Source organism: Hyphomonas sp., from assembly GCF_036964145.1.
Classification (GTDB): domain Bacteria; phylum Pseudomonadota; class Alphaproteobacteria; order Caulobacterales; family Hyphomonadaceae; genus Hyphomonas.
Window position 1 is genome coordinate 315,169 of record NZ_JBALUC010000003.1, and the last position, 18,193, is coordinate 333,361.

Here is an 18,193-nt window from a genome sequence, read left to right on the forward strand (position 1 = left end):
TGAACTCCGTGAGTGAAAAATCTGAACCGTATTGGGTGGTTGGCTTCATGTCGGGCACGTCGCTGGACGCCGTCGACGCAGCGCTGATCCTGACCGATGGCGAGCAAGTGCTGGAGTTCGGACCCACGGCAGAGCGCAAATATTTGCCTGAAGAGCGCGCTGTGCTCCAGCGTGCGACCGACGCCGCGCGGGCCTGGAACTGGACCGGGCCTCAGCCGGACACGGTCTTCACCGAGGCGCGCGAGGCGGTCACCCACACGCATCTGGCGACATGGAAGAGATTGCTGGAAGGCTGGGCTGGGCCCATGCCGCGCCTTGCCGGGGTGCATGGACAGACTGTGTTGCATCGCGCGCCAAAGGGCGACCAGCCCGGCGCAACGCTGCAGCTGATTGACGGTCCCGTCCTGCAGGCCGCGCTGGGGGTGACGCTCGCCTATGATTTCCGGACTGATGATGTAGCCGCGGGCGGACAGGGCGCACCGCTGGCGCCGGTCTATCATGCCGCCCTGTTGAAGCGGCTGGGCGATGAGGCGGCCTGTGTCCTCAATCTTGGCGGGGTGGCCAACATCACGGTGCGGATGAGCAATGGGGCGCTGGTTGCCTTCGACACGGGGCCAGCCAATGGCCCGATCGACGAGTGGGTTGAAGGCCACGGCCTTGGCACGCATGATGTTGGCGGTCGCCTCGCGGCGGCGGGCCGTGTTCATGAGGGGCTTCTGGACCAATTGATGGATCATGACTGGTTCGACCAGCCCCCTCCAAAATCTCTGGACCGCTATGATTTCAATGCCAGCATGGTGCGCGGCTTGTCTGTCGAGGATGGCGCCGCAACCCTGACCGCGTTCACGGCACGTGCGGTTGCGGCAGGGCTATCCCAGCTGCCGGAATACCCGGCTCGGATGATCGCGTGCGGGGGCGGCCGTCACAATCCGGTTCTGATGGAGGCTTTGAGACGCGCGGCCGGGTGCGATGTGCACGCAGCAGAAGCGGTGGGCTGGCGCGGAGATTCGATCGAGGCGGAAGCGTTTGCCTTCCTGGCAGCACGAACTGCGAGAGGCTTGCCGATCAGCTGGCCGTCGACAACAGGCGTTCCCGCCCCGATGCGGGGCGGGAAGCTGATTTTCTAGTCTTCCTCGGCTTCGAGGCGTAGTTTTTCTTCTGCGTCGGCGAGGCGCTGCAGGAGATAGTCTTCACAGAGGCCGATCAGTTCGTCGCGCTTGTCCTGATAGAAATGGTTGGCGCCTTTGATCGTCGTACGGTCGATCTGTTCGCCCTTTTGCACGCGCACTTTGGTCAGCGCCCGCTCGACATCTTCAGGTGAAGAGATCGAGTCGGAATCGCCGGACACGATCAGGCCAGACGCCGGGCAGGGCGCGAGGAAGGAGAGATCATAATGGTTAGCCGGGGGCGAGATGGCGAGGAAGCCATCGATCTCGGGGCGCCGCATCAGCAGCTGCAACGTGATCCATGCACCAAAGCTGTACCCGGCACACCAGACAAAGCGCGGGCTTTCGGCGAGGTTTTCGACGTAATCCAGCACGAAAGCCGCGTCTTCCAGTTCGCCAATGCCTTGATCGTATTGACCCTGGCTGCGGCCAACGCCGCGTGAATTGTAGCGCAGCACACCGAAACCATGACGCTCGAACATCTGGTAGAGGAGAATGGAGATCGGATCCTGCATCGTTCCGCCCGCTTTGGGGTGAGGATGAAGGATGAGCGCAATCGGCGCGCCGGGAAGCGGCGGCTCGGTGTAACGCGCTTCGATACGGCCCTGAGGGCCCGGAATGATGAGTTCTGCCATGTCATACTCGCTGGTCACGGGGGAAGGGCGCGGTCATAAGCCATTTGAGCTGTGAAAAGCAAATTTTTCTACACCTGCAAAAACGCCCGGAAGTTAGTATATCCCCCACATGATATATGCAGATCACAATGCAACCTCTCCTTTGAGGCCGGAAGCCCGCCAGGCCATGCTGGATGTATGGGGCATGGGCGCGACCAATCCGTCATCCGTTCATACGTCCGGACGGGCGGCGCGCGGCGTACTGGAGCGGGCCCGCCTGGCGATTGGGGGCGCGATCGGAAGCCGGGCAGAAGACATCATTCTGACAGGCGGCGGGACTGAAGCCGACAATCTGGCAATCCATGGCGTTGCCGTGGCGCTGGAGGGAAATTGCACCTTCCTTGTCTCAGCTATTGAGCACGAGGCTGTCACCAAGGCTGCTGCGCATTCCGGCGCGCGGGTGCAAACGGCTTATGTGACGCCAGCCGGAACCTTGGACCTGGACCAGCTACAGGCTCAACTGGCGGACTGGGATCACGACAAATTCAGCACGCCGGTGCTTTGCCTGATGCTCGCCAATAATGAGACCGGCGTGATTCAGCCCGTGGCAGACGCCGCCCGCATTGTGCGCGAGGCCGGGGGGCTAACTATTTGCGATGCGGTGCAGGGGCTCGGCAAGATGCCGGTCAATGTCGGCCTGCTGGGGATCGATTATCTCAGCCTGTCTGCCCACAAGATTGGCGGGCCACAAGGGGCCGGGGCGCTGTGGCACCGCGCTGGCGCACCTCTGAAAGCCGTCACGCATGGTGGCGGGCAGGAGCGTGGCCTGCGGTCTGGTACCGAGAATGTGGCAGCGCAAGCCGGATTTGGCGTAGCGGTAGAAGCTGCCGTGAGAGATTTGCCGAAATATGCTATGCTAGCTAAATATCGCGATGATATGGAAGCGCGTCTCGAACAGGAGGCAGGCGTCACGATCATGGGCAAGAGCGCAGAGCGGTTGGCGGGCACGTCAAACTTTGCCAAGCCGGGCTTTGCGGCAGAAACACAGGTCATGGCGATGGATCTGGCGGGCGTGTGCATTTCCGCCGGGTCTGCGTGTTCGTCTGGCAAGGTGAAACGTTCGCTTGTATTGCTGGCGATGGGCGCATCTGACGCCCTTGCGGAATCCGCAATCCGCACCAGCTTTGGATGGAACAGCACGCCGGAAGATTTTACCGGCGTGGCAGACGCCTGGCTCGACGCAGCCCGGCGCACGGTATTGAAGGAAACCGCATAATGGATTGCTGCGGCGGTATGGAAGATCATGACGAGGACTGCACCGAAGTGAAGGTGAAGGACAGCATTGACCAGGGCACGGTCGACGCCGCAAAGGCGCTCGAATCCGAGCACTATTCCGCAGGCTTCATCACCGACATTGAAATGGACATGGCGCCGAAGGGCCTGTCCGAAGATACTGTCCGCTTCATTTCAGCGAAGAAGAACGAGCCCGAATGGCTGCTCGAATGGCGTCTGGCCGCTTACAAGCGCTGGCTGACCATGGAAGAGCCGACCTGGGCGATGGTCAATTATCCGACCATCAATTACCAGGATTACTACTACTACGCTGCCCCCAAGACCGGTGCGAAGTACGAGTCGATCGACGACGTCCCGAAGGAAATCCTCGAAACATACGAAAAGCTCGGCATTCCGCTTCGCGAGGCGGAAGTCTTGCTCGGCGTGGAAGGTGCGGCTGAAACGGCTGCGACCGCCCGCGAGACGCCGCGTGTGGCCGTCGATGCGGTCTTCGATTCGGTCTCTGTCGCCACGACCTTCCGCAAGGAGCTCGAAAAGGCTGGCGTGATCTTCATGTCGATTTCCGAAGCGGTTCACGAATATCCGGACCTCGTGAAGAAATATCTCGGCACGGTGGTGCCCCAGTCGGACAATTTCTTTGCGACTCTGAATAGCGCGGTCTTTTCGGACGGGACATTCGTTTATGTGCCCAAGGGTGTCCGATGCCCGATGGAGCTGTCGACCTATTTCCGCATGAATGCCGAGAATACGGGCCAGTTCGAGCGGACGCTCATCATTGCGGATGAGGGCGCCTATGTCTCCTATCTGGAAGGCTGTACCGCGCCTATGCGCGACGAGAACCAGCTTCATGCCGCCGTGGTCGAACTGGTTGCGCTAGAAGACGCCGAGATCAAATATTCAACCGTCCAGAACTGGTGGCCGGGTGACGAGAACGGCAAGGGCGGGATCTACAATTTCGTGACCAAGCGTGGCGATTGCCGGGGCGACCGATCCAAGATCAGCTGGACCCAGGTCGAGACGGGGTCGGCTGTAACGTGGAAATATCCGAGCTGCATACTGCGCGGCGATGACAGCGTCGGCGAATTCTACTCCATCGCCGTCACCAATGGCCGCCAGCAAGCCGATACCGGCACCAAGATGATCCATCTCGGCAAGCGCACACGCAGCCGGATCATCTCCAAGGGCATCTCGGCCGGCAAGTCCAACAACACCTATCGCGGTCTCGTCTCCATCAACCGCAAGGCCGAGAAGGCGCGTAACTTCACCCAGTGCGATAGCCTGCTGATTGGCGATCGCTGCGGGGCGCATACCGTGCCCTATGTCGAAAACCGCCGGGCGGATGCCCAACTGGAGCACGAAGCGACAACGACCAAACTGTCGGATGATCAGATGTTCTATGTCCGCCAGCGCGGGATCGGCGAGGAAGAGGCCGTCGCCCTGCTCGTGAACGGCTTTGTCCGCGAAGTGCTGCAGGAATTGCCGATGGAATTCGCGGTCGAGGCCCAGAGTTTGCTCAAGGTAAGCCTGGAGGGCAGCGTTGGCTGATCAGGACGAATTCGCAGACTGGCTAAATGCCTATGCCCGCGCGCAAGATGGCGACGTGGCCTTGCTGAAATCCCTGTTCAGCGCGGATGCCAAATTCTTCCAGACGCCTTTCAACAAACCGATTGAGGGGGCAGGCCAGATCAGCGAGACCTTTGCTGAAATCTGGGCCCGGATCGTGGATTCTTCATTCAAGATTGAGCGCATAGCCGATGGCTGGGCGCACTGGACGAGCGGCGGCAAGATTGAGGCGCTTGAGGAACCCCACCGGACAAGCGGCATTCTCAAAGCGGAGCTGAACGCCAATGGTCAGTGTGAAAAGTTGACATTTTGGACGGAAACCCTGTCTGTCCGCGAATCCGACATGCTCTCCCAACGGGACGCCTGACACTCTCGGAGGCTCGGCAAAAAGCCGGGAATCGCGCCTCCAGACCTGTTTCCGGAAGTTAAGCGCGTCATTTCCTGCATCCGGGGCTTTTCGCACCGCGTTAGGGGGCTTACATGCGCACCATGTTGAAGATTGAAAACCTGACCGCCACAGTCGGCGAAGAAGATGCCGCCAAGACCATCATCAATGGCCTGTCGCTGGAAGTGCCGAAAGGTGAGGTCCACGCGATCATGGGGCCAAACGGTGCCGGCAAGTCGACCCTGTCCTATGTGCTGACGGGCCGCGACGGCTATGAAGTCACCGGCGGTTCCGCCAAGCTGAAGGGCGAAGATATTCTCGACATGGATCCGGAAGAGCGGGCGGCCAAGGGCCTGTTCCTGTCCTTCCAGTATCCGGTGGAGATTCCAGGCGTTCCCGTCATGACATTCGTGCGGGCCGCGATGAACTCGCAACGCAAGGCACGCGGCGAGGACGAGATTTCCGCGCCGGACTTCATCAAGAAATCCCGCGAGATCGGCAAGGCGCTGAAGCTCGACACCGAAATGCTGAAGCGGTCTCTCAATGTCGGCTTCTCCGGCGGCGAGAAGAAGCGGCTCGAAATCTACCAGATGATGATGCTGGAGCCGAGTTTCCTGATCCTCGACGAGACCGATTCCGGGCTCGACATTGATGCGCTTAAGACCGTGGCTGACGGCGTGAATGCGATGCGCTCGCCAGATCGCGGCATGTTGGTCATCACGCACTACCAGCGCCTGCTGGACCATATCCAGCCGGACAAGGTGCATGTCCTCTCCAAGGGCCGTATCGTGGCGACGGGCGGTCCGGAACTGGCGCACAGGCTGGAAAAAGAAGGATATGAAGGCATCCTCGGGGAGGTGGCGTGACCACAGCCCTGCGGGACATGATTGCCAATCCGACGACGGCGGAACTGGAGCTGGTCGCGCGCTATGGCATGCAGCCGGAAGATTCCCGCCGCGAACGGCTGTTTGAGGCGTTCTCCAGGACGGGCCTGCCGCACCGCCGGCTGGAAGCGTGGAAATGGACCGACTTCAAGGCGGCCCTGCAGGGGCTCGACCGTCCCTCCACACCGCCTGCCCAGGATCCGATCCCGCATGCCGGCGCACTGGTCTTCCAGTTCACGCCAAACGGCTATTTACCGCCAGACCATATTCCGGACGGGCTGAACGTTTTCGAAAAAGACGAGGCTCAAGCCCTGGGAGCGGCCGAAGACGTGCCGCTCGGTGCGCTGGCGGCATCCCTGTCAGGCGGCAAGGCCAGACCCGCAACCCTGTTGCTGGAAGTGACCTCGAAAGAACTTCCGCGTCTCCATTTCCAGTTCAGCGGCGAAGGCGAAGCGAATTTCGCGCGTGTTGTTGTCGTGGTTCGCCCCGATATGGCACTCACCGTATCGGAGAGCCATCTGGGCGGGGCGGGGCTGACATCCTCCGTGATCGAGTTTGGTCTCCAGAAAGGCAGCACGGTCAACCGGACGGTCTATCAGCGCGGTACGTCAGAAGAGACGATTGCTTCAACGGCGCTCGTCCATCTCGATGCGGATTCGCACTATACGCAGACCTCACTCGCCTTTGGCGCCAAGGTTGCGCGGCTCGAAACGCGTGTCACGCATCAGGAGCCGAGTGCGAAGGCGACGCTGAATGCCGCCTATCTTGTCGGCAGGGATCTGCATGCGGACTTTACCACACATGTGCGTCACGGGGCCACTTCCTGTGTGACCCGGCAGCTGACCAAGGGCGCTGTCCTGAATGGCGGCACCGGCGTGTTCCAGGGAAAATTCTTTGTCCCCCGCACGGCTGGCCAGTACACGGATGCCGACATGCAGCACAAAGCGCTGCTGCTGGAAGACGGCGCGGTTGTCTTCGCGAAGCCTGAACTTGAGATCTATGCGGACGATGTCGAGTGCGCGCACGGCAATACGAGCGGTGCGCTTGATGATGACCAATTGTTCTACATGCGCCAGCGCGGCCTGCCGGAGAAGACGGCCCGCGCCCTGCTGACACAAGCCTTCGTCGCCGAAGCGTTCGCCGAGGCTGGCGCGCTAGAAGAAGTGCTGCGTGCGGAAGCCGAAGCCTGGCTGGCCGCCGCATGAGCCGTTTCTTCGACATCAATGCGATCCGCGCGGAATTTCCGATCCTGTCACGTGAAGTGAATGGCAAGCCGCTGGTGTATCTGGACAATGCCGCCAGCGCGCAAAAGCCGAATGCGGTGATCGACAAGATCGCAAACCAGTCGCGCACGGCCTATGCCAATGTGCATCGTGGCATTCATACTCTGTCGAACGAGACGACCGAGGCCTATGAGGCTGCGCGTGAGAAAGTCCGTGCATTTCTCAACGCGCCGTCCACGGAAAATATTGTCTACACCAAGGGCTCGACGGAAGGCATCAACCTTGTCGCTTCTGCGCTCGCCGACCGGATTCAGCCTGGCGACGAGATTGTCCTCTCCATCATGGAGCACCACTCCAACATCGTTCCGTGGCACTTCCTGCGTGAGCGTCATGGCGCTGTCCTGAAATGGGTGGGCCTGAACGAAGATGGTTCGCTCGACATGGACGATCTTGCCGACGCGATTGGACCAAGAACACGCATGGTCGCGATCACCCATATGAGCAATGTGCTCGGCAGCGTGACGGACATGGCCGAAATCTGCCGTCTCGCGCATGAAGCTGGCGCGGACGTGCTGGCCGATGGCAGCCAGGCAGCTGTCCACATGAAAGTCGATGTCCAGGCGCTCGGCTGCGATTGGTACGTCATGACCGGGCACAAGCTCTATGGTCCGACTGGTATCGGCGCGCTTTACGGGACAGCCGAAGCACTGGATCGCGCGCGGCCCTATCAGGGCGGTGGCGAGATGATCGAAATCGTCACCCGCGACCGGGTGACCTACAATACGGCGCCTCACAAATTCGAAGCCGGCACACCACCAATCCTGGAAGCGATCGGCCTTGGCGCTGCGCTGGACTGGATGACGGCGTTCGATCATGCAGATGTGAAGGCGCATGAAGATGCGCTCTACGCGCGGGCGTATGAGGGGTTGAGGGGCGTCAATGGCCTGACCATTCATGGCGAGACACCGCACAAGGGGGCCGTGCTGGCGTTCAGCCTAGAGGGCGCACATCCCCATGATATTGCTCAGATTCTTGACCGGTACGGCATCGCCGTCCGTGCAGGACATCATTGCGCCCAGCCCCTGATGGAGCATCTGGGCGTCAGCGCCACGGCGCGGGCGAGTTTCGCAATCTACAACACCCAGGCCGAGGTGGACGCCTTCATTGAGGCGCTCGCCAAGGCGCGGGAAATGCTGGTATAGGTGACCTCATGGCAGACGATATGACATCTCGCGACATGGTCGACGTTTCCGGCGAGGAAACGGGCTCCAAGATTCCGCAGGATGAGCTGAATCGGATCACCGACGATCTGATCACCGCGTTCAAGACGGTATTCGACCCGGAAATCCCGGTCGACATCTATGAGCTCGGCCTGATCTACAAGGTTGATATTGATGACGACTACAAGGTCGATATCGACATGACCCTGACCGCGCCGGGGTGCCCTGTGGCGGGCGATATGCCGGGCTGGGTGGAAACGGCCGCGCGCACAGTGGACGGCGTGCAGGATGTGGAAGTGCGCCTGACCTTCGATCCACCCTGGGATCCATCGCGCATGTCGGACGAAGCTCGCCTCGCGCTGAACATGCTTTAATTGAACGCGAACGCTTTCGTACCTATGTAATTGCCATGGCCAGACGACCCAGACCCAAGCCCGTGAAGCTCACCGACGCCGCCGCAACGCGCGTGAAGGAGATCATGCAGGAAAAAGGCGCCGGATATCTCCGTGTGGGCGTGAAGAATGGCGGCTGCGCGGGCATGGAATATGTCATGGACTATGCCGAAGCGCCGGAGACGTTGGACGAAGTGGTCGAGGACAATGGTGTCACCATCGTGATCGATGCCAAGGCTGTCCTGTTCCTGCTGGGCAGCGAAGTGGACTATGAAGTCACACCTCTGCACGAGAAATTCGTCTTCCGTAATCCGAACCAGACCGATGCGTGCGGTTGCGGAGAGAGTGTGACGATCATCCCGGCGACGGCATAACCTGCAAGACAGGTAAGGCCGATGATTATTCAGGGCTTTGAGCCGATATCCGACCCAGATGCGCGAATTCTGATCCTCGGCAGCATGCCGGGCATCGCTTCACTCGAAGCCAATCAATATTACGGACACCCCAGGAACGCCTTCTGGCGCATTATGGGGGATGTCTTCGGAGCTGGGCTAGAGCGGCCCTATGCCGAACGGACGGCGATCCTGAAAGACCAGGGCGTGGCGGTCTGGGATGTCCTGAAACTTTGTCATCGCGAAGGTAGTCTGGATTCGAACATCAAGGATGAGGTGCCCAACGATTTTGCGGGCTTCTTCGTTCAGCACCCCCGAATTGAACGTGTGGTCTTGAACGGCGGAAAGGCAGCCAAGAGCTTTGAGAAATATGTGCGACCGCTAGTGCCCTCCCTGACTGTCACAACAGCGCCATCTACCAGTCCGGCCTTTGCGGCTATGCGTTACGAAGCGAAGCTCGACCTGTGGCGGACCGCGATAATTTCGGCTGATCAGGGCCAGGGCCGGTGAGTCGGCACCATTTGTGTTTCCTCCGTCAGGAGGAGCCAGAGAACGAATTATCGATAGCGGCGTCAGGCTACTTCGATTGTTGGCTGAAGGAGATAGAGCTACTGGGTTGAACGCTCACGCAACTTCTTGCACGTATTCGCAAAGGCTTTGAAAGTATCATTGGGGGCCGGCAAGGCTGATACGATCTCACTTTTGCGTTCAAGTGAAATGCTTATGGGTTCACCCAAAACGGCCGCATTGAATACCTTGGCAGCGATTGCGGGTGTCCGCGCCTCAATCGTGTTGATGGCAGGAATGTACTGAACGGTCGTTGTGACTTCTTCCCCGTTTCCTACCGATATGGTGGCTTTGGCGCTGCGGTTGTAGGGAGCATTTTTCGAAAGTAGATCGGGCATGTCGCCCGGTGAAAGTGACACCATTGCTGCGACCTTGCCATTGGAACCGCACGTCAGCAGTACGCCATGATTATTGGTATCTGTCGCGTGTACTGCTAGCGGAGCGGTTGCATTGTGTCCTTCCCAAGCTGTCCAGTCGGCGGCTGCGGCTGGAAGCGCCGTTCCCACTATTACCAGAAGGAAACAGCTAATTGCCGCCATTGGTCGTGTGAATTTCATTGTCTCAATCCCGATTTGGCCCCCGGGATCACCTGAGCTATTATTGTTTATCAATAATAATTGGATTCGTAAAGACTTTTGTGGGACCGCTCACGGCTTGCTGAATGCCGCAAGATCGTCGGGGGTCGGTGACGCTTCTGTACCTTTCGGCGGATCCGGTATCAGGATCGCCGGTTTCACCGGTTCACCGGTCACTTCCGCCACCAGGTCTGCGGTACGGGTTTCGACCACCTCCGTCAGCAATTCGAGGAATTCGGCTTTTGGCAAGGCTGGGTCCAGGGCGGGAAGGAATTCGATGACCGCGGTGCCGGGCGTCTTTGTGCGTTCCTGCTGTTTCCAGAAAAGGCCCACATTTGTCGCGACCGGAATGACGGGGACATTCATGGCGCGCGCCATATGCCAGACACCCGCCTTGTAGCGGAAATGATGACCGACCGGAGCCAGATGGCCTTCCGGATAGATAAGCACCCGGCGACCTTCCTCACGGGCGCGTTCCATGCCTTCGGCCAGCGAAGCGGCCTTGCGGTCCCCCCCGCCACAGGTGTCGATCACGATTGCGCCCAGCTTGCGCAGGATACCACCGACAAGCGGAAATTTCTCCAGATGGTCGCCGGTTACGAAGGCAAGGTTTTTCACTTCCGGATAGACGAGAAACCCGTCGCCCCAACTTTGGTGCTTTGCTGCGAGGATGAAGGGGCCATCTGGCAGATTACTCTGTCCACGCACTTCCTTGCGAATGCCTGCTACAAATCGCAGATTGAGGTTCATGGCCCGCGTATAACTGCGGATGATCGTGCGGACAGGTGTGTGGCCCGGCAGGATCAGGAAAGGCAGCGAGGCCAGAACATAGACCACCGAAAGAAGGTAGTAGACGAGTGTGAAGACGAGACCGCGCATGGGCCGGACTCCTTTTGTGACGGATCCCTAGGACTTCAGGACACACATGACCGCGCGGGCCATAGCGGGCGCGTGTTGGGAAAACGGACCGGGCAGGCGGTTGTAGATCTTGTTCTGGCCAGCCTGCATGACCACGCCGAGCGCCATGGCGGCTTTCAGGGCAGGGTCACCCTTCGGGATGTGTCCCTCCTGGATCAGGCCGGCAATGATCTTCTCGGTGATCGAGACCGGATCGTCCTCGCGACGTTTGTCATAGGGCAGGAAGCGATGGAGTGAAACAAGATGAAACGAGAAGAGCAGGAAGTCCTCGTCGGCGAGCGCGCAATAGGCTTCGACGGCGGCATTGACCTTGTCTTCGAGTGACCCGTCGCCCGACAGCGCTTCTGCCATCATCGCGCCGAGGCGATTGTGCGTCTCCATGAACAGCGACAGGGCCAGTTCATCCTTGCCCTTGTAATGACGGTAGAGGGCGCCCTCCGACACACCGGCTTTCTCGGCAATCTCGCGCGTGGTGGCGGCGTCTATGCCTTCATGGATGAACAGCTTCAGCGCAGCACGTTCGATCTTGGGGCGGGCATTCCGGGCGCGCGGCTTGGGTTTGGATTGATCTGTGCTTGACGGTCTCGCCATCTGGCCCTCCATGTCTGTGAAGACAATTTATGCACAGATCCACACATTAGCAAGTGAATACTTGCTCACTTAATTGTTTTGGCTGCATTCCTCCCCATTCCGGTAGGGGCAAATGTCTGAAGTTTAAAGAAAAAAAAGCCTAGTTTATCAGCTCGAAGCGATAGCTTTCGATGACCGTATTCGCCAGAAGCTTCTCGCACATTTCCTTGACCCGCGCTTCAGCGGCGTCGGAGGAAAGGCCGTCCTCAAGGTCCAGCTCGATGACCTTGCCGATGCGGGCCGCTTCGACTTCCTTGTAACCCATGCGGGCCAGCGTATCCGCAACGGCCTTGCCCTGAGGGTCCAGGACACCATTCTTCAGCGCGACGTGGACGATGGCTTTCATGAGGGGTCTCCTGGGAAGTCTGAGTCGGGCCCCCATAGCCCGATTTCGCGCCTATTGAAACAAGCTGACCGCGTATCCTATGCCAACCAGCAAAAGGGTGGTGGCGAGGATGGGCGTGAGGCCGGAAGGCTGGGAGGCCTTGGTGCGCGTCTTGGCTTTCGTGGCAGGGGTCATGGACTGAAATCTCTCGTTCGGGATCATGTTCTCTGCCGGCTTATTTGCCGCCGTTGAAGCTCACCACATTGTCGGTTTCGCCGGATTCCTTGAGGATACCGAGACGGCGTGCAACTTCCGCATAGGCTTCGGTCACGCCGCCAAGGTCGCGGCGGAACCGATCCTTGTCCAGCTTGTCACCAGTTTCGAAATCCCAGAGCCGGCAGCTGTCCGGGCTGATCTCGTCAGCGAGCAGAATGCGCGGCACATCACTATCGCCTTCATAATGGCGGCCAAACTCAAGCTTGAAGTCGACGAGCCGGATTCCGACGGCAGCGAACAGGCCCGACATGAAATCGTTCACGCGCAACGACATGGCGATCAGATCGTCATATTCCTGCGCCGCAGCCCAACCGAAGGCCGCAATATGCTCTTCGGTCACCAGCGGATCGCCGAGGGCGTCATCCTTCAGGTAGAATTCAACCATCGGGCGGGGCAGGACCTGACCTTCCTCGATGCCGAGGCGTTTGGACAGTGTGCCCGCAGCAACATTCCGGACGACAACTTCCAGCGGAATGATGTCGACCTTTTTGATCAACTGCTCGCGCATGTTGAGACGGCGGATGAAATGGGTGGGAATTCCGACAGCCGACAGGCGCGTCATCATGAACTCGCTGATGCGGTTGTTCAGGACGCCCTTGCCGTCCAGCACGGCGCGCTTCTGTGCGTTGAAGGCAGTTGCATCATCCTTGAAATACTGGATGAGCGTGCCCGGCTCCGGGCCCTCATAGAGGATCTTTGCCTTGCCCTCATAGATAACGCGCTTCTTGCTCATGCGGACGGGCCTCCTGCTGGGTTCCGGATCGCTGCAACAGGAATCGTTTTCAGCCACCCCAGAAAGCGCGACTGTTACGCCAATCTGGGCAAAGAAACAATTATTGCGCACACCTTAAGTCAGCGACTATATGCACAGGTCATTTACCACCGTTCAGAAAGGCCATTCCCAATGAGCACATTCGACGATCGCGAGCGCGCAGAAGAAGCCCGCTACGCGCTGAATCAGGAAACCCAGTTCAAGGTCATGGCGCGCCGGAACAAGCTTCTCGGCCTCTGGGCGGCGGATCTCATGGGCCTGACGGGCTCCGATGCGGAGGCCTATGCCAAGACGGTTGTCCTGTCCGATCTGGAAGAGCCTGGCGATGAAGACGTCTTCCGCAAGGTTCGCAATGATTTCGATACCGCCGGGATCGACCGGACCGATGCCCGCATTCGTGAGCAAATGGCAGAATTGCTGCCTGTCGCCCGCGAACAGGTCCTCAAGGACTCAAAGTAGCGTAAACGGGGTTTCCAGCTGACCCTGCGAGGGTCGGCTGGAAACTGTCGCCACAGGTGGGCGTGTCTTGTTGACTGGAGTGAACGAGGCGCAGCTGACGATCATGGCTTCGCCAGACTCAAAGTCGGGCTTGCCATGCCATCCCCGCATCTGGGGCGTGCCGGTCCAGTGGCTGAAGAACATCCTTCCGGCGTGCTGTGGGATAAAGGCATCATTCGGTTCGGTCGCATAATAGGCCACCCCGTCCACATACCAGGTGATGCGATCTGGCGCCCATTCGAACGCATAGAGGTGCGGCGCGGCCGAAGCGTCAAACGGGAGGTCGAATATGGCGTGCTTGCCCCGCTTTCCGTTCCGCCAGTAATTGAACTCGATCTTGGACGTATCCTTGCCGAGGAACTCGATATCAATTTCGTCGTGCGGGTCGCCATCATAGGGGCCGGTATAGGTGAAGAAGGCCGAGACAAGTCCTGAGCCTTTGCCGATCTGCATGACGGCCTCGTAGCGCCCATAGCCCAAGCGTTGCTGGGACTTGGCCTCCGCCATTGAGAAGGGGATGTGTGTGTCCGGCTCGCGTTCGACCCTGAATTCAGCGCCCTGAACTGTGTTCACGACATTCTCCGGCGCCCAGCGTCCACCATAAAATGAGTCGCTGGCGTTCCAGTTCGATAACCGGAAAGTCTCCTCCACTGGTTCAACGCCGAAAACGGAGCGGAAGTTCTTGCCTGATTTTGAGAGTTGCTTGATCGGCAAAGGGGCCGCCACCGCATGGGCAGGAATGATGGGGACGTGTGCTGCCAAGGTTAATGATTCCTCCGCGCGTGGCGTCGGATAAAAGGTCGGCACATCAGACTGGATATGGGTGGCGGTGGGAGATCCGGACATGCTGTAAGATGCCAGACCTGTAACAAAAGCTACAGTCAGGCAGGATGCCAGAATAACGTCCAGAACTGATACGCCAGACAGTCTCATTTGCTTAACACTATACTCAAAACGGCACACTTGCTCATATTGCGTTTACCTTTACCGGCAAACCCGCAAGTGCCAAGCCAGAATCAGGTCGTCTGGTCTGTGTCCGTCAAACTTTTCATGTTTCGCATCATGAAGAGGGGGATCGAGCCGATTGGCGTAACCGCCCAATCCAGCGGCTGGTCATGCGGTTCAGCCGGAACGGAATCGATCTGCTGTGCTGGGTAGGCAAGCGCGCAGGCAAAGGCGCGGCCGTCGGAGCGCAGCTTTGTGAAGGCCTGATCATAGTGGCCCTTGCCGTAGCCAAGCCGGTTGCCCATGCCGTCAAAGGCAAGCAGCGGTGTCAGGATCAGGGTTGGGTGGGCCATCGGCGCATCGGCCGAGGGTTCCGACAGGCCAAAGGGGCGGCGCTCAAGCGGCTCGCCGAAATGCCAGGTGCGCCAGGTCAGTTCGCCCGTATCTTCAATGCGAGGCAGGCAAAGCTCGGCGCCGGCTTTAGCCAGGCGCATCATCAGAGGGGCCGGGTCGAGTTCTTCATTGATCGCGACATAGCCGGCGACAACCGGGCCGTACCGCTCAAGAAGCTTCATCGGAAATTTCTCAGCCACCGACTCGGCGGCATCCGGATCGCGCGCGGCGGCTTCGGCGCGCAAGGTTCGCATCCGGTGTCGCAGATCGGTCTTGTCCATCACAGAATCCGTTGGGTTGGCTGTTTGGCGCCGGGCTGTGGCACACGGGAAAAGGCGCATGAGAACCGCGAACGCCGCGGGGCATATTCACTCCCGTCAACCTAGATACTAGGTGGGCGCCGGATGAGCCCGGACCACGGCCCGGACCAGAATGCCAGCTCCCTGACGGAAATTAAGGTCGCCGGAGATCAGTCCGTCGCAAACGACGCAGCCCTCATGCTGGATCATGATGTAATCCGGCGGCCCGGCGATTGTAAGAGGCCAGCGTGCGGCCACGTGTTGAATTGTCTCAGTGGGCTTCCCCCACCAGATCGAAGGCGAAGAGCAGGGTGCGCTGCCGGTCCGAGAAATTGTCGTCGGAAACGATCCAGATTCGGTGCGTGCCGTCGGCGAGGGTTTCCACCGTGATGCCCTCGAAATTGTCGACATTCATAGGCGGCGCGAGCGTGAAAAGTCCGCGGCGGCTGGACCCGCCCGCATCCATGTATTCTGCCTCCACGGCAAGACGGTTTCCAAACACTGGATTGTAATTGCGGCGCAGGCTGTAGATGACCGACCCGGCGGTTTCCCGATCGCCCAGCGCGATACGATTCGTCATGCCCACAAGTGGGCTGTCGAAATCGGTGCCCAGGGGATCGCGCAGTGTGATCGTGGCGCCTGTCGCCGTCACATCCACAAGCGGCGACTTGCCCCCGATGAGTTGTTCATATCCCGCGCGAAGGGTCTTGCCGGACGAAAGGGCTTCGGCGCCGGAATTTTCGCGAATGTCCGTGCCGTCGATTTCGCCGGGCAGACTCGCGACCAGCGCAGCGCGCGCAGAGGCGCCACAAGTTTCCAGCGCAAACGCCTCGATCCGGTGACGGCGCTCAAAGCTGACATAGGCAAGCCCATCCTTCAGGGCTAGCCCCTCGGAATCGCCTTCGGTCTTGCCCCTGAGTAACTGGTCGTCCTGCCCTTTCATGTAGGCGATCCGGCCTTGGCCCGTCAGTTCGCCAGCCTCGTGGCCAATCCAGACGAACGCACCCGTATCCGATACGGTGAGGAAGTCGCCATCCGGCAGCAATTCGATACCTGAAAGCCCGCCAAAGCTCTCATTGGGAGAGGTTAGCGCCCAGCCTCCGGCAAAGCGCACACCGGGTGGGAGGGACGCGCCATTTGCGCGATCCGAGAGCGGAATGGCTTTGGCTTCTATGGTCAGCTCTGTCGGCGCCACGAAAGACGTTTCGGATGGGCAGGATAGTGCCTTGAGGGCCGTCGGAGAGGGGAGCGCAGTGGCCTGTCCCATACTCATGGCTGACGAGTCAGTAGGCTCCGGCCCGGCTGGTGCGCTACAGGCCGCAAGGCCGGCTGCCATCAGGCCAAGGAGAAATGAAGAGGTCAATGTTCGCATGATTTGTCTCGCCGAGTGATGGGTCTCTGGGCATTTGCCCCATATTTTGAGGCAGGAATAGGGAAACAGGCTGGATTTAAAAACCGAACTTATCCAGAGATGAGGGATGTCCCAGATTCCGCTCGTCCGCCGCTCACCCGTCCCGCCCGATACCTGTAATCTGGCGAAGGCCATAGATTTGATCGGAGACAGATGGACTCTGCTGATCCTGCGCGCCGCCCTTTATGGGGTCCGGCGCTTTGATGATTTCCAGTCGGAGCTTGGATGCCCAAGGACAGTTCTGTCGGGACGTCTGAAAAAGCTGGTCGATGCGGGCCTGCTGACCAAGAAATCCTACAAGGCGCCCGGCAAGCGTGCCCGGCCCGAATATGTGCTGTCTGCCATCGGGCTGTCGCTCAGGCCAATTCTGATCGGTCTGACGCAATGGGGCGACGCCTGGTTGGGGCAGGGGGAAGCGCCGCCGATCAGCTTCACCAAGGCCGGTTCGAAGAGTGCCATCCGGGCGGCTTTCGTGGATGTCGAGGGCCGGGAAGTGAGGCCCGATCAGATCCGTCCGGTGCTGCGCGGATAGGTATTCACAGGTCAGAGTCCCGGAAGTTGGAAATTGTGCAGTTTCGCAGAATTTCCGTCTTGCAAAGCCGGGGCTGATGCGCTTTATCACGCCTCTCGGCGGCAACGTCGTGAATACCCTAATAAGGATGCGGGCGTAGCTCAGGGGTAGAGCACAACCTTGCCAAGGTTGGGGTCGAGAGTTCGAATCTCTTCGCCCGCTCCAATTTTTTCTGCATGTTTGGGTGACCCTTACAGGGGATCGCTCCGGGTTTCCGGGAAACGGATACTGTGCGCGCAGAGACAAGAACCCTTGTCGCGCGATCTGCATACCATACAACTTCTTCCTTCAGGCCGGTTTGCTGTGGCAGACCATGCCGCGACTTAGGCACGGACGAAAGTATTGATCATGAGTGACGACCCCCGGTCCTCCAGAGACGCCGCGCCGCTCCGCCAGCGTTTTCTCGAAGGTATGAGTCTCGTTGCGGCGACGGTGACCGTCATCACGACAGACGGGCCCTCCGGGCGGGCAGGCACAACGGCCACCGCCATGTCCTCGGTCAGCGCCGATACGCCGAATCCAACGCTTCTGATCTGCATCAACGAGCTGTCTTCTCTGACTCCGGTCCTGCTCGGGAACGGAACCTTCTGCGTCAACGTCCTGAAGGACGATCAGTCCCTGGTGGCCGATGTCTTTGCAAGCCGCCTGAAGGATAAATATGCGGACAAGTTTGATTGTACCGAATGGAAGTCCGGACTGTTCGGCCAGCCGGTCATTTCAGGCGTGCTGGTTGCGTTCGAGTGCAAGCTCGTCTCGCACAACCAGGTCGGCACGCATCATGTCTGTATCGGGGAAGTCATGGATGCTGTGCTGGGCGACGACGGCAATTCGCTGATCTATGCGGGTCGGGAGTATCGCACGACGGTCAAGCCGGACTAGGG

General features: G+C 59.5%; 23 protein-coding genes, 1 tRNA gene and 1 other RNA gene. 14 read left to right on the forward strand and 11 right to left on the reverse strand.

Annotated elements, in window-relative coordinates:
* The first annotated feature begins 8 nt into the window (after positions 1–8).
* On the forward strand, positions 9–1,127 hold the full coding sequence (locus V7660_RS11345) for an anhydro-N-acetylmuramic acid kinase (protein ID WP_335603158.1): 1,119 nt from the start codon (positions 9–11) through the stop codon (positions 1,125–1,127).
* On the opposite strand, the gene V7660_RS11350 is transcribed toward V7660_RS11345, so the two are convergent.
* The gene (locus V7660_RS11350) at positions 1,124–1,801 is read right to left on the reverse strand and encodes an alpha/beta hydrolase (protein ID WP_335603159.1); all 678 of its coding nucleotides are present in this window, start codon (positions 1,799–1,801) and stop codon (positions 1,124–1,126) included. The genes V7660_RS11345 and V7660_RS11350 overlap by 4 nt on opposite strands.
* A 109-nt stretch (positions 1,802–1,910) precedes the next feature.
* On the opposite strand from V7660_RS11350, the gene V7660_RS11355 reads away from it, so the two are divergent.
* From V7660_RS11355 to V7660_RS11395, 9 genes are all read left to right on the forward strand, one after another.
* Positions 1,911–3,056 carry a cysteine desulfurase family protein gene (locus V7660_RS11355; RefSeq protein WP_335603160.1) on the forward strand — a complete coding sequence of 382 codons (1,146 nt, stop codon included), beginning with the start codon at positions 1,911–1,913 and terminating at the stop codon, positions 3,054–3,056.
* On the forward strand, positions 3,056–4,618 hold the full coding sequence (gene sufB, locus V7660_RS11360; RefSeq protein ID WP_335603161.1) for a Fe-S cluster assembly protein SufB: 1,563 nt from the start codon (positions 3,056–3,058) through the stop codon (positions 4,616–4,618). Before V7660_RS11355 ends, sufB begins: the two co-directional genes overlap by 1 nt.
* Complete coding sequence (locus tag V7660_RS11365; protein WP_335603162.1) at positions 4,611–5,003, forward strand: nuclear transport factor 2 family protein; 393 nt, start codon at positions 4,611–4,613, stop codon at positions 5,001–5,003. The genes sufB and V7660_RS11365 overlap by 8 nt, the downstream gene beginning before the upstream one ends.
* Positions 5,004–5,125: 122 nt before the next feature.
* Positions 5,126–5,887: a Fe-S cluster assembly ATPase SufC gene (gene sufC, locus V7660_RS11370; protein ID WP_348211173.1), complete on the forward strand. Its 762-nt coding sequence runs from the start codon at positions 5,126–5,128 to the stop codon at positions 5,885–5,887.
* Complete coding sequence (locus V7660_RS11375) at positions 5,884–7,110, forward strand: SufB/SufD family protein (protein WP_335603164.1); 1,227 nt, start codon at positions 5,884–5,886, stop codon at positions 7,108–7,110. The genes sufC and V7660_RS11375 overlap by 4 nt, the downstream gene beginning before the upstream one ends.
* Positions 7,107–8,330, forward strand: coding sequence for an aminotransferase class V-fold PLP-dependent enzyme (locus V7660_RS11380; RefSeq protein WP_335603165.1), 1,224 nt, complete (start codon positions 7,107–7,109; stop codon positions 8,328–8,330). Before V7660_RS11375 ends, V7660_RS11380 begins: the two co-directional genes overlap by 4 nt.
* 8 nt (positions 8,331–8,338) lie before the next feature.
* Positions 8,339–8,722 (forward strand): SUF system Fe-S cluster assembly protein, encoded by a 384-nt coding sequence (locus V7660_RS11385; RefSeq protein WP_335603166.1) that lies wholly within the window; start codon positions 8,339–8,341, stop codon positions 8,720–8,722.
* A gap of 35 nt (positions 8,723–8,757) precedes the next feature.
* Complete coding sequence (locus V7660_RS11390) at positions 8,758–9,114, forward strand: HesB/IscA family protein (RefSeq protein WP_335603167.1); 357 nt, start codon at positions 8,758–8,760, stop codon at positions 9,112–9,114.
* Between the two features lie 21 nt (positions 9,115–9,135).
* Positions 9,136–9,642 carry a DNA-deoxyinosine glycosylase gene (locus tag V7660_RS11395; RefSeq protein ID WP_335603168.1) on the forward strand — a complete coding sequence of 169 codons (507 nt, stop codon included), beginning with the start codon at positions 9,136–9,138 and terminating at the stop codon, positions 9,640–9,642.
* Between the two features lie 98 nt (positions 9,643–9,740).
* Here V7660_RS11395 and V7660_RS11400 read toward each other — a convergent pair whose 3' ends face one another.
* From V7660_RS11400 to purC, 6 genes are all read right to left on the reverse strand, one after another.
* Positions 9,741–10,256 (reverse strand): hypothetical protein, encoded by a 516-nt coding sequence (locus V7660_RS11400; protein ID WP_335603169.1) that lies wholly within the window; start codon positions 10,254–10,256, stop codon positions 9,741–9,743.
* A 90-nt stretch (positions 10,257–10,346) separates the two neighbouring features.
* Entirely contained in the window at positions 10,347–11,153 is an 807-nt protein-coding gene (locus tag V7660_RS11405; RefSeq protein WP_335603170.1) for a lysophospholipid acyltransferase family protein, read from the reverse strand.
* A 27-nt stretch (positions 11,154–11,180) separates the two neighbouring features.
* Positions 11,181–11,783: a TetR/AcrR family transcriptional regulator gene (locus V7660_RS11410; protein ID WP_335603171.1), complete on the reverse strand. Its 603-nt coding sequence runs from the start codon at positions 11,781–11,783 to the stop codon at positions 11,181–11,183.
* 139 nt (positions 11,784–11,922) lie between these two features.
* The gene (purS, locus tag V7660_RS11415; RefSeq protein ID WP_335603172.1) at positions 11,923–12,168 is read right to left on the reverse strand and encodes a phosphoribosylformylglycinamidine synthase subunit PurS; all 246 of its coding nucleotides are present in this window, start codon (positions 12,166–12,168) and stop codon (positions 11,923–11,925) included.
* A gap of 51 nt (positions 12,169–12,219) precedes the next feature.
* Entirely contained in the window at positions 12,220–12,342 is a 123-nt protein-coding gene (locus V7660_RS11420; RefSeq protein WP_335603173.1) for a hypothetical protein, read from the reverse strand.
* A 40-nt stretch (positions 12,343–12,382) separates the two neighbouring features.
* On the reverse strand, positions 12,383–13,156 hold the full coding sequence (purC, locus tag V7660_RS11425; protein ID WP_335603174.1) for a phosphoribosylaminoimidazolesuccinocarboxamide synthase: 774 nt from the start codon (positions 13,154–13,156) through the stop codon (positions 12,383–12,385).
* Positions 13,157–13,327: 171 nt separating this feature from the next.
* Between purC and V7660_RS11430 the strand changes: the two genes are divergently transcribed.
* A complete protein-coding gene (locus tag V7660_RS11430; protein ID WP_335603175.1) occupies positions 13,328–13,654 on the forward strand; it encodes a DUF1476 domain-containing protein in 327 nt (108 codons plus the stop codon).
* Here V7660_RS11430 and V7660_RS11435 read toward each other — a convergent pair.
* The 4 genes from V7660_RS11435 to V7660_RS11450 all read right to left on the reverse strand — a co-directional run bounded on the left by V7660_RS11435 (position 13,646) and on the right by V7660_RS11450 (position 16,702).
* A complete protein-coding gene (locus tag V7660_RS11435; RefSeq protein ID WP_335603176.1) occupies positions 13,646–14,455 on the reverse strand; it encodes a family 16 glycosylhydrolase in 810 nt (269 codons plus the stop codon). The genes V7660_RS11430 and V7660_RS11435 overlap by 9 nt on opposite strands.
* 254 nt (positions 14,456–14,709) lie before the next feature.
* Positions 14,710–15,312 carry a 5-formyltetrahydrofolate cyclo-ligase gene (locus tag V7660_RS11440; RefSeq protein WP_335603177.1) on the reverse strand — a complete coding sequence of 201 codons (603 nt, stop codon included), beginning with the start codon at positions 15,310–15,312 and terminating at the stop codon, positions 14,710–14,712.
* 58 nt (positions 15,313–15,370) lie between these two features.
* Positions 15,371–15,529: non-coding RNA, 6S RNA (gene ssrS, locus V7660_RS11445), on the reverse strand.
* A 72-nt stretch (positions 15,530–15,601) separates the two neighbouring features.
* Entirely contained in the window at positions 15,602–16,702 is a 1,101-nt protein-coding gene (locus V7660_RS11450; protein WP_335603178.1) for an esterase-like activity of phytase family protein, read from the reverse strand.
* A 106-nt stretch (positions 16,703–16,808) separates the two neighbouring features.
* On the opposite strand from V7660_RS11450, the gene V7660_RS11455 reads away from it, so the two are divergent.
* From V7660_RS11455 to V7660_RS11465, 3 genes are all read left to right on the forward strand, one after another.
* Entirely contained in the window at positions 16,809–17,273 is a 465-nt protein-coding gene (locus V7660_RS11455; protein ID WP_335603179.1) for a winged helix-turn-helix transcriptional regulator, read from the forward strand.
* A 129-nt stretch (positions 17,274–17,402) separates the two neighbouring features.
* Positions 17,403–17,477 (forward strand) — tRNA-Gly (locus tag V7660_RS11460).
* A 183-nt stretch (positions 17,478–17,660) separates the two neighbouring features.
* Complete coding sequence (locus tag V7660_RS11465; protein WP_335603180.1) at positions 17,661–18,191, forward strand: flavin reductase family protein; 531 nt, start codon at positions 17,661–17,663, stop codon at positions 18,189–18,191.
* Positions 18,192–18,193 lie beyond the last annotated feature (2 nt).

Bases quoted from the DNA above. Each gene is read 5' to 3' on its own strand.
- V7660_RS11405 (WP_335603170.1), bottom strand. From the start codon at position 11,153: ATGCGCGGTCTCGTCTTCACACTCGTCTACTACCTTCTTTCGGTGGTC.
- V7660_RS11350 (WP_335603159.1), bottom strand. From the start codon at position 1,801: ATGGCAGAACTCATCATTCCGGGCCCTCAGGGCCGTATCGAAGCGCGT.
- V7660_RS11395 (WP_335603168.1), top strand. From the start codon at position 9,136: ATGATTATTCAGGGCTTTGAGCCGATATCCGACCCAGATGCGCGAATT.
- V7660_RS11450 (WP_335603178.1), bottom strand. From the start codon at position 16,702: ATGCGAACATTGACCTCTTCATTTCTCCTTGGCCTGATGGCAGCCGGC.
- V7660_RS11465 (WP_335603180.1), top strand. From the start codon at position 17,661: ATGAGTGACGACCCCCGGTCCTCCAGAGACGCCGCGCCGCTCCGCCAG.
- sufC (WP_348211173.1), top strand. From the start codon at position 5,126: ATGTTGAAGATTGAAAACCTGACCGCCACAGTCGGCGAAGAAGATGCC.
- V7660_RS11420 (WP_335603173.1), bottom strand. From the start codon at position 12,342: ATGACCCCTGCCACGAAAGCCAAGACGCGCACCAAGGCCTCCCAGCCT.
- V7660_RS11455 (WP_335603179.1), top strand. From the start codon at position 16,809: ATGTCCCAGATTCCGCTCGTCCGCCGCTCACCCGTCCCGCCCGATACC.
- V7660_RS11390 (WP_335603167.1), top strand. From the start codon at position 8,758: ATGGCCAGACGACCCAGACCCAAGCCCGTGAAGCTCACCGACGCCGCC.
- V7660_RS11410 (WP_335603171.1), bottom strand. From the start codon at position 11,783: ATGGCGAGACCGTCAAGCACAGATCAATCCAAACCCAAGCCGCGCGCC.
- purC (WP_335603174.1), bottom strand. From the start codon at position 13,156: ATGAGCAAGAAGCGCGTTATCTATGAGGGCAAGGCAAAGATCCTCTAT.
- V7660_RS11385 (WP_335603166.1), top strand. From the start codon at position 8,339: ATGGCAGACGATATGACATCTCGCGACATGGTCGACGTTTCCGGCGAG.
- sufB (WP_335603161.1), top strand. From the start codon at position 3,056: ATGGATTGCTGCGGCGGTATGGAAGATCATGACGAGGACTGCACCGAA.
- V7660_RS11440 (WP_335603177.1), bottom strand. From the start codon at position 15,312: ATGGACAAGACCGATCTGCGACACCGGATGCGAACCTTGCGCGCCGAA.
- V7660_RS11400 (WP_335603169.1), bottom strand. From the start codon at position 10,256: ATGAAATTCACACGACCAATGGCGGCAATTAGCTGTTTCCTTCTGGTA.
- V7660_RS11430 (WP_335603175.1), top strand. From the start codon at position 13,328: ATGAGCACATTCGACGATCGCGAGCGCGCAGAAGAAGCCCGCTACGCG.
- V7660_RS11380 (WP_335603165.1), top strand. From the start codon at position 7,107: ATGAGCCGTTTCTTCGACATCAATGCGATCCGCGCGGAATTTCCGATC.
- purS (WP_335603172.1), bottom strand. From the start codon at position 12,168: ATGAAAGCCATCGTCCACGTCGCGCTGAAGAATGGTGTCCTGGACCCT.
- V7660_RS11355 (WP_335603160.1), top strand. From the start codon at position 1,911: ATGATATATGCAGATCACAATGCAACCTCTCCTTTGAGGCCGGAAGCC.